This window comes from Bacteroidales bacterium, assembly GCA_014860575.1.
Classification (GTDB): Bacteria; Bacteroidota; Bacteroidia; order Bacteroidales; family JAAYJT01; genus JAAYJT01.
In genome coordinates this window covers 1-14,661 of record JACZJK010000021.1, presented here as the reverse complement: position 1 = coordinate 14,661, position 14,661 = coordinate 1, and the positions used below count along the sequence as shown (strand labels likewise).

10 protein-coding genes are annotated in these 14,661 nt (G+C 43.8%); 3 read left to right on the top strand and 7 right to left on the bottom strand.

Features of this window, described 5'->3' with window-relative positions:
- The first annotated feature begins 119 nt into the window (after window positions 1-119).
- A complete protein-coding gene (locus tag IH597_05815) occupies window positions 120-788 on the top strand; it encodes a hypothetical protein (protein ID MBE0661967.1) in 669 nt (222 codons plus the stop codon).
- Window positions 789-991: 203 nt separating this feature from the next.
- On the opposite strand, the gene IH597_05810 is transcribed toward IH597_05815, so the two are convergent.
- The 4 genes from IH597_05810 to IH597_05795 form a co-directional block, all read right to left on the bottom strand.
- Entirely contained in the window at window positions 992-3,859 is a 2,868-nt protein-coding gene (locus tag IH597_05810) for a PD-(D/E)XK nuclease family protein (protein ID MBE0661966.1), read from the bottom strand.
- A 2-nt stretch (window positions 3,860-3,861) separates the two neighbouring features.
- Complete coding sequence (locus IH597_05805) at window positions 3,862-4,569, bottom strand: nucleotidyltransferase family protein (GenBank protein ID MBE0661965.1); 708 nt, start codon at window positions 4,567-4,569, stop codon at window positions 3,862-3,864.
- A complete protein-coding gene (locus IH597_05800) occupies window positions 4,562-4,942 on the bottom strand; it encodes a hypothetical protein (GenBank protein ID MBE0661964.1) in 381 nt (126 codons plus the stop codon). The genes IH597_05805 and IH597_05800 overlap by 8 nt, the downstream gene beginning before the upstream one ends.
- Before the next feature lie 142 nt (window positions 4,943-5,084).
- Window positions 5,085-6,515: a phosphotransferase gene (locus IH597_05795; GenBank protein ID MBE0661963.1), complete on the bottom strand. Its 1,431-nt coding sequence runs from the start codon at window positions 6,513-6,515 to the stop codon at window positions 5,085-5,087.
- A 175-nt stretch (window positions 6,516-6,690) separates the two neighbouring features.
- Here IH597_05795 and IH597_05790 point away from each other — a divergent pair, with 175 nt between their 5' ends.
- Window positions 6,691-6,999, top strand: a complete 309-nt coding sequence (locus tag IH597_05790; protein MBE0661962.1) for an RNA-binding protein — start codon at window positions 6,691-6,693, stop codon at window positions 6,997-6,999.
- 147 nt (window positions 7,000-7,146) lie between these two features.
- Window positions 7,147-7,650 (top strand): ferritin family protein, encoded by a 504-nt coding sequence (locus tag IH597_05785; protein ID MBE0661961.1) that lies wholly within the window; start codon window positions 7,147-7,149, stop codon window positions 7,648-7,650.
- On the opposite strand, the gene IH597_05780 is transcribed toward IH597_05785, so the two are convergent.
- The 3 genes from IH597_05780 to IH597_05770 all read right to left on the bottom strand — a co-directional run.
- On the bottom strand, window positions 7,647-8,201 hold the full coding sequence (locus IH597_05780; GenBank protein MBE0661960.1) for a GNAT family N-acetyltransferase: 555 nt from the start codon (window positions 8,199-8,201) through the stop codon (window positions 7,647-7,649). The genes IH597_05785 and IH597_05780 overlap by 4 nt on opposite strands.
- Before the next feature lie 23 nt (window positions 8,202-8,224).
- Window positions 8,225-8,656, bottom strand: coding sequence for an energy transducer TonB (locus IH597_05775; GenBank protein MBE0661959.1), 432 nt, complete (start codon window positions 8,654-8,656; stop codon window positions 8,225-8,227).
- A gap of 110 nt (window positions 8,657-8,766) precedes the next feature.
- Window positions 8,767-14,661: PQQ-binding-like beta-propeller repeat protein (locus IH597_05770; protein MBE0661958.1), on the bottom strand; the 5,895-nt coding region annotated here is incomplete at its 5' end.

The window sequence follows — 14,661 nt, the reverse complement described above, 5'->3', positions numbered from 1 at the left end:
GCATTTTGATTGAAGTGATATTGCTGCTGGCTTATTAAATTAGTGTCAAAAATTCAACATTCCTGCACTCCGGGTGTTTGGCTATTACATTATTTAAATTATCAATAAACTCCAATAACATGAAATTCTTAAAATCCCGATTTATCCTTTTAGCCTTAATTCCTGTTTTTGCTTTACAATTACAAGCACAGGATTATGAAAATTATATCTCATGCCAGGTGGACGGAAAGGAATACCATGCAAAAGCACAACGATTGAAACTTCCGTTTAAAAATGTGGATTACCTTGCTATTGCCGCCTTTAAAGTAAATCCTGACGTTCAAGTTTGGATCAGGATATTTTCTTTTAAAGATCAGCTCCAGCCAGGAACCTACCAGGTTGTGTCAGAAGAGTATTTTAATAAATCGGCGAAGAAAAAGAAAGATGTAGATCCGGTCATGGTACTCATTGATTACACTGAAGAAACAACCAAACTTGGCCATGGGTTTCATGACGGGGAGTCTATGTCGGGCACAATTACCATTGAATCGGTAAGCCCAACTTCTGTTTCAGGTACATTTGATGTAATATTGAAAGGTGTTTATTATAAGAAGAAGGCGCTGGCAGCGATGAGCGGATCAGGTATTCAAAGCAATATTGAACGCAAAATCCTGACCCAGGCCGGAGCAGGCATGGCGGTGCATGGCGATCCGCATTATCATCCCAACACAAAGCAGGAAAAGAAGACTGACACAATTATTCTCAGCAACGGCAGGTTTCATTTGGATTGGACCAAAGCAACGGATTAGTTTGTTTACCACTGAGGCACGATGTTCACTAAGACACACTTAGTATTTCATAGTGCTCCTGGCGATTAATTTGCAAAACTAACCAACATCGTTGTCGCCTTTATTGTGATGCAGTAATACGGTGATGGAGTAATACAGTGATGCAGGATGGGGATTTGCCAACTGCAGACTGCCAACTGCCGAGTATCTTTTCCTATTCCCAGCTACCGGTTGCAAATCCCTTTAAAGGGACAGTACTCGCAATTTTTTAAATCGGTAGTTTGATTAAAAGGCAATGCAGGGTCAAAAATACGTTGAAGCAGTTTGCGTATTTGGTTCTCAATTTCCTCTATCACTGGCGTGGGCCCTACAGGCATTGTTACGCCCATAAATCCTTCATTCAAATGCCTGAACGAAATTATACCGGCTTCAGGAAATGCTGTATTATTTTCTCTGGCATTTAAATATGAGTAAATCAGCAGTTGCAGTGATTTTCCTTTTTCAGGGTCAATGCTGAGCTGATCCCAATCATCAAATTTGAGTTCCTTAGGTAATACTGATCCGGTCTTATAATCTATGACCCGGACTACATTCCCGGCTATATCAATACGGTCGGCCTTGCCACGCAACCGCACCTGAAAATTCTGGTTCCCGTTAATTTCAATCCTGAGAACCCAGGGCTGTTCTTTAAAAAACTCATGTTCAATCGCCGTTATCGTTAACAAATTCATGGTTCTCTCTAGGTCATGGATTTGTTCCTTTTCCATTTGAAGAAAGCGGCGCAAAAATGATTCGGCTACTTTAACCATCAACAGGTTCTTGCCATAATTAAGATCATTATTTTTATAAGCCTTTAAGAAATTCTGGTGAAGGGCCTTATTTGCTTCTTTAGCAATAGCATCAATAATAGCAACCGTTAGCGGTTGTTTCATGTAAGGTTCATAAAGATCTTTGAGTGCATCATGAATTCCTGAACCAAAGGTGGATGCATCCATGGTATCATCCGTAGTATCCTCCTCACTGATCCTGAGTACATAAGAAAAGTAGAACTTCAACGGACAGCTTACGAAAGTGCTGAGCGCTGTTGGCGATAAACCGTATTGAGCCATTTCAGCCAGGCGGAGTTGCACATCATTTGTTTTGGCGATTGAAATTTCTTTTACAGCCTGATCAAATCTGACAGTTGGAGAATAAGCCTGGTCGAAGTAGTTAATTCTGCTGTTCAGCTTCAATAATTCATGTTCAATTTGCAGGATAAAGCGGCTCTTTTCACCGCCACCCAGTTCGCCGGGCGTTGAATTATAAATCAGGTGCATATTATCGCAACGCTGCAACAAACGATAAAAATGATAGGCAAATACAGCATCACGGTCGCTGTGAACGGGTAACCCTGTTTCTTTACGGATATCGAAAGGCACAAATGAATTCCCATGTTTTCCTGCCGGCAACACACCTTCATTCACGCTGAGCATGATAATATTCTTAAAATCCAGGGTTCGTGTTTCCAGCATACCCATGATCTGAACCCCTCTCAAGGGTTCGCCTACAAAAGGAAGCTGGGTTCCAGCAGCAATATTTTTTAAAAGCTGGTGTAAACCCCGCAGGCTAAGCTCCTCCCCTGCCCTGTCAGTTAAAAGTTTTAAGCGGTTCAGGATCAGATTAAACTGATACAGATACTCAACGTCCATATTGGAGGTTTCCTTTACCTTATCCGCTGATTTGGCTTCGGCAAGCAAACGGTTAATTGACAACAGATTTTCAATGGCGTTTGCCGCATTGCTCCAGTCACCAAATACCATTTTCAACAATTCCATTCCCCGCAGATGATTATTGAAATGATTCAATATCTCATCCTTCTCAAAAAACACTTTGCCCGAACCCAACAATGAAATTACAGGTTCATGCTTATCATCTCCATCTACAGCAAGGAATCCAATAATGTAAGGATGCTTTAACAGGCTGGCTACATTGCGGAAATAGTATCGTAATTTTCCACTACCTTCTACAGCTGTGCTATTTTTCCTTTTTCTTTCAAACGCATGAAGGTGCAGATTGAGCAGAATATCCATCAATCCATAAACCGGAGTTAGCGAAAACGGATATCCCATAGTCACATTAAAATGGCTGATATTATCCGGCATCGCATTCAGCAAAGGAATGAGCAAACTTTCATCATTCAGCACCACCGCAGTGTTTCCGGCTTCAGCATCCTTAATTTCAGCGAGCAGTGAAGCAGCCACAATCACTTGCCCGGTATTGTGCGGCACACCGATAACATTAATATTTTTAGAACCTTCTAGCAGATTATTACCAACCCATTCAAATTTGCCTGGTTTAATATCCCGGGCTATTTCTCTAAGGTACTTTCCTGCTTCCTGTCTGGAATCGTCAACGTAATAAGTATCAGCATCGAAAAGGCGGGTTAAGGTATTTGTGGCTTCAATGGAATCAATAATCCCTTTTTCTGCGGGTGTAAGTGCATTGAAACCAGCAAAATAAAAATGCTTCCATTTCCATTCGTCCGCAGATTTGTTTACTAACTCCACAAAATACCGGAAAGCCAGGCCTTTGTATGCAATCCTCTTTTCAAGCAGTCGTTGAGTGAATTGCGTATAAAGTTCTCCCAGTGAGCGGTAAAAGGAAAGGTATCTCTGCTGGCCTTCAGTCAGGGTGGATTTCCCTGGGTTCCAGAGCTCGATGGCTTTGGCTTCTGATAAATAATTGAATAGATAATTGGCATCAACGAGGTGCATATCCACATCTTCAAAATCCTGTAGCAGCACTTTGCCCCATTTCAGAAATTCTTCAAACAAGTGGGTGTTTCCAGATTTGGAATAACACTCGTACAATTCCCATAAAAGCTCAAGTTGATCGGCTTCATGGAAGCCAACCGAATCAAAAACAAAGTCTTCAATTGAGAATATTGACGGACCAAAGGCCGGTTTCGTAAGGATCGCACTGAGGTGCCTTTTTAAGAAAACAGTCGCACGGCGGTTAGGCATAATTACGCAGGCCTGTTGCATGTTTTCAGGATAATCCTGCAGCAATCTCCTGGCAACTTTTTCAAGAAAGGATTTAGAAATATTTTCCATGTTCAAAGATGGAAATTTTCAAGCAATTGTTCAGCTTTTTCAAGGTTATTGACATTACCGGCATCAACCCAGATTTCCGGACTGTGTTCAAAGGCAAAAACCGGCCTTGTTGCAGCAGCCGTTACTAACACATCAATAATGGAGAAAGCATCCACATTTGGCATGAAGGAGAAAATTGCAGGATCAAGCACATAAATTCCACTGAAAGCCAATGGACGTGATGCATGTGATGTTTTTTCGTTCCAGCGATCTATCAACTTCCCATTCGGTGTAAAAGCCAATGGACGGGAGGTTTTGCGATCGCTCACTGCAAGGGTGGCTATTGCCCTGTTGCGTTTATGTGCCTGCATCAGTTCGTTAAGCGGTACCAATGAAATTACATCGCAATTATGAACCAGGAACGGTTGCCCATTATCAAAAAACCAGCTTGCTTTGCGGATTGCACCACCGGTATCAAGCAATTGCCCGCTCTCGTCAGAGAAAGTTATATTAAATTCCTTAAACTTTTCAGAACCCAAGAAAGCCTGAAGTTGCCCGGAATGATGATGAAGGTTCACAACAATATCTCTGATGCCTAAAAGCCGGAAACGATCCAATACATGCTCGATCAATGGTTTGCCAGCCACTTCAACCAGGGCTTTAGGTTGATTTAAAGTTAATGGCAGGAGCCGGGTTCCAAGTCCGGCAGCAAGGATCATGGCCTTAAACATTCGGGTCAGGATTTTTCTTTAAATTTTTGAAATATTGCACTGTAAGCACCTTCAACATTTCGCGGCGGATGATCAGATCGGCCAAACCACTGGCAGGATTTTTATGCGAACGCAGGCAATTACCAACCGATTTCTGATCAACATCAATCTGATACATCAAAGCAAAGAGCCGTTCCTGATCGGTTTGCAGAAGTAACTGCAGATGTTGGGTAAGTTGCATCATGAGTTCCGGATAGGCGAATACTACATTACCCGAAAATGTAATTTCCATTCCAAACATGGCAAAATCCTTGCTTATCTGTTTGGCTGTAAGATGAACAATTTCGAGGTTATCATGGTATTTTTCGAGGTCGTGGCGGGTAGGTTCGGGCATTATTTCTTTTTTATTTTCCTGGGTTTGCAAAGCAGTTTCTCCTTTGCGGCAGCCAGGCCACAATTTTTACATTCGTATCTCGCTTCTTTATCTGATTTTGCGATTTTCTTTTCGCAACTTGTTTTACTCATTATTGGTTTGATTAATGTAATTCGCGGTGCTGCAAGGTGACAGCAATATTACTTTGGGAACCTAAAGCCGCTGCCAGCTTTTCAGCACAATACACTGAGCGGTGCCTGCCACCAGTACAACCAAAATTGATTTGCAGATTCGTGTAGTTATTTTTCTGAAAGCTTGAAACTGCCTGCTTTACCAACTGCAGTACATTGTCAACAAACGCAAGCACTACAGGTTCATTGCCGAGATAAGAAATTACCTCCTCATCTTTTCCGCTAAGCAGCTTGTATTCATCAAGTCTTCCGGGATTTGGCAAAATGCGGCAATCAAACACGAAACCTCCCCCATGCCCGCTGGGATCGTAAGGAATTCCCCGCCGGTACGAAAAGCTGTTGATGCTCACAGTTAAAATGTTTTGTGGTGTCAGTGTATCATTATCCATTTTCTCAATAATTGCATTCAGTATTCTTTTGAGTTCAGGCAGTTTCCCTGGCAACGCATCATGGCCAAGCGCCCAATCTAGGTTGGGTCGTAGCATAAAAATGCTGTCAATAAAATGTTGCTTTCGTTCGAACCAACCCCTGAAGCCGTAAGCTCCCATTACCTGTAGCAAACGTAAAAGCACAAATCCATTGTATCTTTTTCTGAAGCCAGCACTATCAAAGTCTGAAATTTCGCTCAGTTCCAGCATGTAATAATCTGTGAGTTGCTCTTTGATATCATCAGGAATCGCAGCTTTAACCTGGAACAGCAAAGACACAAGGTCGTACTGCAGCGGCCCTTTCCTTCCTCCCTGAAAATCTATATACCAGAACTTTTCATCTTTCAGCATGATGTTTCTTGCCTGGAAATCGCGGTACATAAAACCCTGCATTGGTTCGCCAGACAGAAAATTTACCAGGGCTTCAAAATCATCATCCAGGGCTTTCTCATCAAATAAAATCCCGGCAGGTTTTAAGAAATAGTATTTAAAATAGTTCAGATCCCAACGCATTGATCGTGAATCAAACACCGGAACAGGCAGCTGACTGTAATCCAGGTCTGCATCGCCCCTGATCTGGAAGTTGAATAGATCACGCAAAACTCTTTCGTACTTGCGGATCAGGTTCGCATTAAAGTCCGTTTTTGACCGGTTCCTTTCAATCCATGCAAGCAGGCTTTCATCGCCGAGGTCTTGCAAAAGATAAAATCCTTCTATCTGATCCGAAACTAAAACTTCAGGAACCGGGAGTTTTTTTGATTTGAAATGATCGCTAAGGTAAAGGAACGTGGCGTGCTCAGTCTGATTTGGATTGTAGGAACCAATAACCGAAACTTCATCTGAGCTTAACCGGAAGTACTTACGGTCGGAACCAGAATCAGGCAAAGCCACAACATTAGCCGCAGGCTTTCCAAAGTAAGTCGTGAAGAGCTTTTGTAACGATGCGATAACACTTGATTGTAAATCAATATTCATAGCTGATCAAATAACAATTCAAACCTACGTTTATTTTTCAATTCCTATTGCCAATCATCAAAAAAACTTCAATTGATTAAAATAATCTGCTCATTTTCAAAAAAAACGTGATTTTGTTTGGAAGATAAGAAAAAGATTATCTTTGCAGGGATTTTAATTTAATTTATTTACAGTTATGAACATTTACGTAGGAAACGTTGACTTCAAAGCTACCGAAGATCAACTTTCAGATTTGTTTGCTGAGTATGGCGAAGTCACCTCAGTGAAAATCATCACAGACAAACTTTCCGGAAGAAGCAAAGGTTTTGCTTTTGTAGAAATGGCCAACGAAGCTGAAGGCAAAGCTGCAGTTGCAGCGCTTAATGGTTATGCACTTAATGACCGTGAAATGTCAGTTTCAGTTGCCAGACCTCGCGAAGAAAACAAGAGTTTCAACAGAGGAAGAGACGACAACCGAGGCGGAGGATACAACAGGAGATACTAATATCCCGTACCACACGGAATTTTTTTTCCCAACCGATCCTTAAGAAACCTAGCCGGCTTAACAGCCGGCTTTTTTTATAACTTTACACCCGTTGAACAAAAACCCACTGAAAACAGTTAAACACCAAATAACCATAAAACCTGTCACATGGAAACAAACACTGCACTTGACATTTTAAAAACCGCCATCCTGCTCGAAAAACGCGGAAAGGCATTCTATGAAACCGTTGCCGAAAAAACTGGTGATGAGGATGTAAGAAAAATATTTTCTATCATGGCCAAGGAAGAGCAACTTCATATTGAGTTCCTTGCACAACATTATAAGAATTACGAGAAAACCGGTAAATTCGAAGTAGTAAGCATTGCTCCAAAAGCTGATGAATCAATTGCTGATATGGTGCTAAGCACTGAAATCACCAATCGCCTTTCGGCATCAGGATTTGAGGCAGCCGCAATTTCAGCAGCCATTGATATGGAAACCAAGGCTATCGAGGTTTATTCAAAGCGGGCAAAAGACTCATCTGATCAGGTTGAAAAAGATCTTTATAATTTTCTGGCTAATTGGGAAAAAGGCCATCACAAAATCTTGCACGAACTCAACGAAGAACTGAAGGAAAAAATCTGGTACGACAATCAGTTCTGGCCATTCTAAACCGGCATTAACTGCCTGTATTCATCCTTCAGCAAACCATTGCTGATCAGGGTTTTGTATTTTCCCCAGTGCTTGACGTGAGAACGCAAAAGGGCTTCATGCTGCATGCCAAGTTTTTGCAACACCTTTCCTGAAGCGTCATTGCCTTCAAAATAGTTGGCAAATATTTTATTCAGCTTCAAAGTGCTGAACCCATAACTTATAAGCGCCTGGCAGGCTTCGGTGCAATAACCATTGTTCCAATAGGGTACTCCGATCCAATAACCCAGCTCGCCAAGGTCGTGTTCAGATTTTAGCATCAACCCAATAGCGCCGATGAGCTTTTCATCTTCTATTAGGCAAATTGCAAGGATCACAGATTTACGCTGAGCAAATTCCTTCTCATGCGTTGAAATCCATTCTTCCGCGAGGCCATCAGGGTAAGGATGAGGAATATTCAATGTAGTTGCTGCAACTTTTTCATCGCTGGCGAGCAATTGTACACGCGGGCCATCACTTACACTAAATGGCCGCAGCATAAGCCGGTTTGTTTCAAGTAAAGGATAATGCATGAGAATTGTTCTATGCGTGGTAATCAAAAACTGATGGTATATTCGTAGGTAGTTGGTTTGTTCTTTTTCTGAATATCAGCCTCGTCTGGTTTTTTATTCTCAGGCTTTGAAGTTACAGTATAACTAATGCTCGTCTTCGGAAGGCTGAAATTGATGTTGGTCTTAGTGTTTACCCTCACCCTCACACCACGGTTTTTAACTTTCTTGAACCTGAGCAAGCTCACAACCCTCATCGCCTCTTCATCGCAGCCATAACCAAGACTTCTCAGCACACGTGGATTGTGCACAATACCATTATCGTCAATTTCGTATTCAACCAGTACTTTGCCTTCAATCCGTGCCTCAAGAGCAGCTTTTGGATACCGAAGGTTCGCAGCAATAAATTTCTTGAATTCTTCATTGCCTCCGCCGTAGCGGGGAAGTTCGAGAAAGTTCTTTTTCTTGTGTTCGTTCATGGCTTACTTTCTTGCTTCACGCAAAGATAGTATTTGCATTTTAAAAAATAAAAAAACCTTACCCGAAACAAAAGTCGCAGGTAAGGTTTTTGGTTTGTAATTATGAGGGTTTATTGCCTTATCACCCGCTGAATCCCCATTTCATTGCCATTCAGCACACGGATGATGTAAATACCCCGCGGCTGGCTCGAAAGGTCGAACTCATACGTTATAAAGCCCGATACATCCTTTCTCAGGAGTTGTTCGCCCAGTAAGCCATAGATCTCAACTGTAACGTTAGTAGCAATTTCCGATAATTCAAGCGTAAACCTTCCGCTTGTTGGATTAGGATAAACCTGGAATAAATTATTCTTATCACCATCAATATCAGATCTTAAAGCAAAATCGTCAATAAGCAGGTGATCAGTTTTAAGCATTGATTCATCGTTAAAGCAGAAATAATGCACTGTTTCTATCCTCATGATAACGTTTGACCCTGCCTTAAAATGAGCGCCGGGTTTTGCAGTAACGCTGGTATAAGCGGCAAACTCAGCGCTGGCTCCAGAATTGACAGTGAAGGTGGTTCCATCACCGGCAATGGTAATGGTTTCCAGTGCAGCGTAACATTCGCTGTTTGGACTGTTTACAGTAATGTTTTGCAAGGATAAGTTCACAGGAAATCCGGTTTCAATTACCCTGAAAGTACAGCCATGTGCACACGATGAAACAACACCAAAACCAGGCACTTCTATTACAATATCCCACAATCCCAACGCTGCAGCATTTATATTAAAAGTTCCTTCAATCTTAATACCGTCGGTAATCACCATACTTTGCATAGGGATGTCGGCTTCGCCGGTTTTGGTGAGTTTCACGGTAACAGCACCAAGGAATGCATTGCCTAAAATTGTAACTGCCACTGTACCGTTATTGGCAGCAAGTTTAGGATTGTAATCCTCCACATCGGGCATGAGCAGATCGTTGGTATAGGAAACAGTGGCAAGTCCGGTCAGTGGAATTCCACCTATTATTGAGAAACTGCCACCAATGTAAACCTGTTTGCCAGAGGGAAGAATCGTATTAATAGCTGAATTGGCTACCGGAAAAAAGGGAATAAATTCCATGGTATTCAGATTGACTGAAGCAAAGCCTCCAGCTGGGTTACCTCCAATATTGCTGAAGTTTCCACCCATGAAAAACAGTTTACCTTTGCTGGTTATGGAGTTTATGGTGTTGTTTGAGAGCGGATTCCATTCCTGAAGTACACCGCTGGCTTTATCGAACCTGGCCCCGCGTCCGCGGTCTTCGCCTGAAACCTGGGTAAAACTACCAGCAATGTATAAAGTGGTTTGTGTGCTGTGAATATCCCTAACGGTACTGTTAGCATTAGGATCCCAGGCGGTAAGCGTTTCAGCGGGAAGAGTGAACGAGGCGAGCCGGTTTCTGGGTTCTGCTCCAATAATAGTGAAATCCCCTCCAGCGTATAAAACCCCATCAGAAATATGCAACTTCCAGGGGTAATTATTCGGATTTGGACTCCACAGTGTTGCCAGGCCGGTAACAGCATCCAGTGATGCCAGGTAGTTCCTTGGCTGGCCGCCAATGCTGGTGAAATAACCACTTGCATAAACGTTTCCACCGTTTTTAGCTATGCTGAGAACCACAGAATTTGAGTTGGGATTCCATGAAGTTACGCTTCCGGTACTTAGGCTAACTTCTGAAATGTAGTTACGTGGTTGCCCTCCTATCTGGGTAAACCAGCCACCAACGTAAACATTTCCACCATTGAGCTCAATGGTTTGAACCGTTGAATTGGGAGCAGGATTCCAGGAAGTGATTTCACCTGTGGTCTTTGATAAAGCCAGCAGGTTAGACCTTGAACCTGCATTGAGGAAACTAAAATTACCACCAATAATAACATCACTACCCGACATTTTAACCTGATAAACAACGCTGTTTGGTCTTGGATTCCACGGCAGGATTGATCCGCTGTTGTCAATAGCAGCTACATAGTTGCGGGGCTGCCCACCAATGGTTGTAAAGGCACCGCCGGCATAGATGGTACTGCCATTTTTAGCTATAGAATATACTGTGCTGTTTGCATCCGGGTTCCACGCACTTGCATTACCGGTACTAAGGCTGAGTTCAGCAATGCGGTTTCGGGATTGGCCTCCGATAACAGAAAAACTTCCACCGACGTACATATTACTACCATCCGTTAAGAGAGAATGTACTGTACTGTTGGCTGAGGGGTTCCATGAAGTAATCAATCCTGTAGTCTTTGATAGAGCCAACAAAAAGTTCCGGTTCGCAAATTTCAAGTATGTAAATGTTCCTCCCGCAAACACCTTTGTGCCTTGAACAACAACGGTATAAACAGAGCTATTGGGTTGTGGATTCCATGAAAGCGCAGTGCCACTGACTACATCCAGCGCTGCGATGTAATTACGGGGTTCTCCGGCAATGGCGGTAAATTCACCCACGGCAAAAACTGTTGAACCTGATTTATCGAATTTATAGACCGTGCTATTGGCGCCCGGATTCCATGTTGTAGCTGCACCGGTACTCAGACTTACCTGTGCAATCCGGCTGCGCGAATCACTGCCAACCGTTGTAAAGCTTCCTCCAATATAGGCATTGCTGCCATCGGGAAAAATGCCGTGAACTGTGCTGTTGGGTGAAGGGTTCCAGGATGTGATGAGCCCGGTAGTTTTGGAGATCACTAAGATATAGTTTCGGTTTGCAAATTTCAGAAAAGTAAAAGCCCCACCGGCAAATAACTTGTTGCTTTGAACCGAAAGGGCATAAACCGATGAGTTGGCCATAGGGTTCCATGATAGCGCATTACCGACAGTAGCATCCAGGGCTGCGATGTAATTGCGGGGTTCTCCGGCAATGGTTGTAAAATCGCCCACAGCAAACACTGTTGAGCCTGATTTAGCAAATTTGTAAACCGTGCTATTGGCGCCCGGATTCCAGCCTGTAGCTGCACCAGTACTGAGACTTACCTGTGCAATCCGGCTGCGCGAATCACTGCCAACCATTGTAAAGCTTCCTCCAATATAGGCATTGCTGCCATCGGGAAAGATACCGTGAACCGTGCTGTTGGGCGAAGGGTTCCAGGACGTGATGAGCCCGGTAGTTTTGGAGATCGCTAATACATAGTTTCGGTTTGCAAATTTCAGGAAAGTAAAAGCACCACCGGCAAATAACTTGTTGCTTTGAACCGAAAGGGCATAAACCGATGAGTTGGCCATAGGGTTCCAGGAAAGTGCAGTACCGCCGGTTGCATCCAGGGCTGCCATGTAGTTTCGTGGCTGTCCGCCAATGTTGGTGAACTCGCCCCCAGCATAGATGGTTGAGCCAGACTTTGCAAGTCGGTAAACGGTACTGTTGGCATCCGGATTCCATGAGGTTGCATTACCCGTTGTCAGGCTCACCTGTGCAATCCGGTTGCGTGTCTGACCGCCAATTACCCCAAAACTCCCTCCCACAAAGGCATTGCTGCCATCAGGTAAAATACCATAAACTATGCTGTTGGGAGCCGGGTTCCAGGATGTGATGAGTCCGGTTGCCTTGGAAATGGCAAGTAAAAAATTTCGGTTCACAAATTTCATATAAGTAAAATTACCACCAGCAAAAATTTTGGTACCACTCAATGAGATGGAGTAAACAGATGAATTGGCCATGGGACTCCAACTCTGGACTGCTCCGCTTGTAGCATCAATGGTAGCAAGGTAGCTGCGGTTCTGACCGCCAACGATGGTAAACTCTCCGGCTACAAAGAGAGTAGTACCGGATTTACGAATATTATAAACAGTGTTATTCGCATCGGGGTTAAATGAGGTGGGAACCCCGGTGCTAAGGCTGATTTCTGCTATCCTGTTTCTAGCCTGGCCATTAACTGAGCCAAAACTACCAACAATCCAGGCATTTGCCCCATCCAGTAGAATATCATACACCCATGAGTTAGCGTTTGGGTTCCAGGAAGTTGCCAGTCCGCTTGATTTATCCAGGGCAGCGATATGGTTTCTGCTTTGGCCGCCTATGTTTGAAAATGAACCAACAACATATACGATGCTGCCGCTTTGCGCAAGCCGAAACACCAAACTGTTTGAATTTGGGTTCCAGGTGGTAATACTGCCGGTAGCCTTATCAAAAGAGGCAATGTAATTGCGCGCTTGGTTTGCGATGGTTGTAAAGTTCCCGCCTACATAAATGAAATCATTATCAGTAATGATGGTATTTGCATAGCTGTTTCCGCCGGGATTCCAGGCTAAGGCAGCACCGGTTGTGGAATTCAATGCTGCAAAGTTTTGACGTGGTTGTCCGCCTATCTGACTAAAAATTCCACTTACGTATAAAACTCCTCCATCGAGGTGCAGCGCATAAACATATGAATTGGGCGCAGGAGAAAAGGCTGGGTCAATACTATTGTCGGCAAGAATACGTACCAGGTAATTTTTACCGCCAACACCGCTAAAGCTACCTGCCACATACCAGCCTCCCGCGCCGTCAGGGATACTCGCATTTACTGTGCTGTTGAATGAGGGGAAGTTGAGGGCCGGGTTGTCATCGCCGGTACCCAATAATGCGCCATACCTAACATCTAATCCTTGCGCGCCGGCAAATGAACCGCCAAGGTAAATATTATCGTTGTCCTGCTCAATTGTCTGAATTGTAGAATTTACTCCCATCAGAGAAACAAGTTGAGCAGTATTCTCATCAAGCATGGCAAAGTTTGATTTCTGGCGCCCGCTGATAATGCTGAATTGTCCTCCAACATAAACGGTATTATTATGCCTGGTTATGCTGTTGACAAGGCTATTGGGATTGGGCGCCCAGGAAGTTGCAACTCCGGTACCTGCGTCTAAAGCAGCAAGATAAGTTCTTGATTGACCTCCAATTAGCGTGAAGTAACCGCCTACATAAAGTGTGGAACCGTGCAGGTAAAGAGAAAGAATTATGCTATTTGGCGCCGGGCTGAAAGTGGGGTCAATGGTGTTATCGGCGAGCACACGAATCAGGTAATTTTTACCACCTACACCTGAGAAAGAACCACCTATATACCAGCCACCGGAACCATCGGGAATACTGGCATTCACATTAGAGTTAAAAACCGGAAAGCTCAACTCAGGAACATCGCTTACGGTTCCCAGCAATGCGCCATACCTTGCCTGCAAGCCCTGTGCGCCAGCGAAAGAACCTCCAATATATACATTGTCATTGTCCTGCTCTACGGTTGTAACCGTAGAATTCACAACGATCAGCGAAACGAGTTGTGCTGTGCTTGCATCAAGCATGGCAAAGTTTGATTGCTGGCTCCCGCTGATGATGCTGTATTGTCCACCAACATAAACGGTATTATTATGCATGGTAATGCTGTTGACAATGCTATTAGGATTGGGCGCCCAGGAAGTGGCAACCCCGGTACCAGCGTCTAAAGCAGCAAGATAGGTTCTGGGCTGCCCACCAATCTGTGTAAACCACCCACCCACGTATAAAGTTGAGCCATGCAGAAAGAGCGATACAACTGTGCTATTTGGCGCAGGGCTGAAGGTTGGATCAACTGTGTTATTTGCAAGCACGCGAATAAGGTAATTCTTACCACCTACACCTGTGAAAGACCCACCAACATACCAACCTCCTGCACCATCGGGTATGCTGGCATGTACAGTAGAGTTAAAAACCGGAAAGTTCAACTCAGGAACATCGCTTACGGTTCCCAAGAGAGCGCCATACCTCGCCTGTAAACCCTGTGCACCAGAGAAAGAACCTCCAATGTATATATTGTCATTGTCCTGCTCTACGATTGTAACCGTAGAATTCACACCGATCAGAGAAACCAGTTCGGCAGTACCTGCATCAAGCATGGCAAAGTTTGATTGCTGGAGCCCACTGATGATGCTGAATTGTCCACCAACGTATACGGTATTATTATGTCTGGAAATGCTGTTGACAATGCTATTGGGATTAGGCGCCCAGGAAGTGGCAACCCCGGTACCTGCGTCTAAAGCAGCAAGATA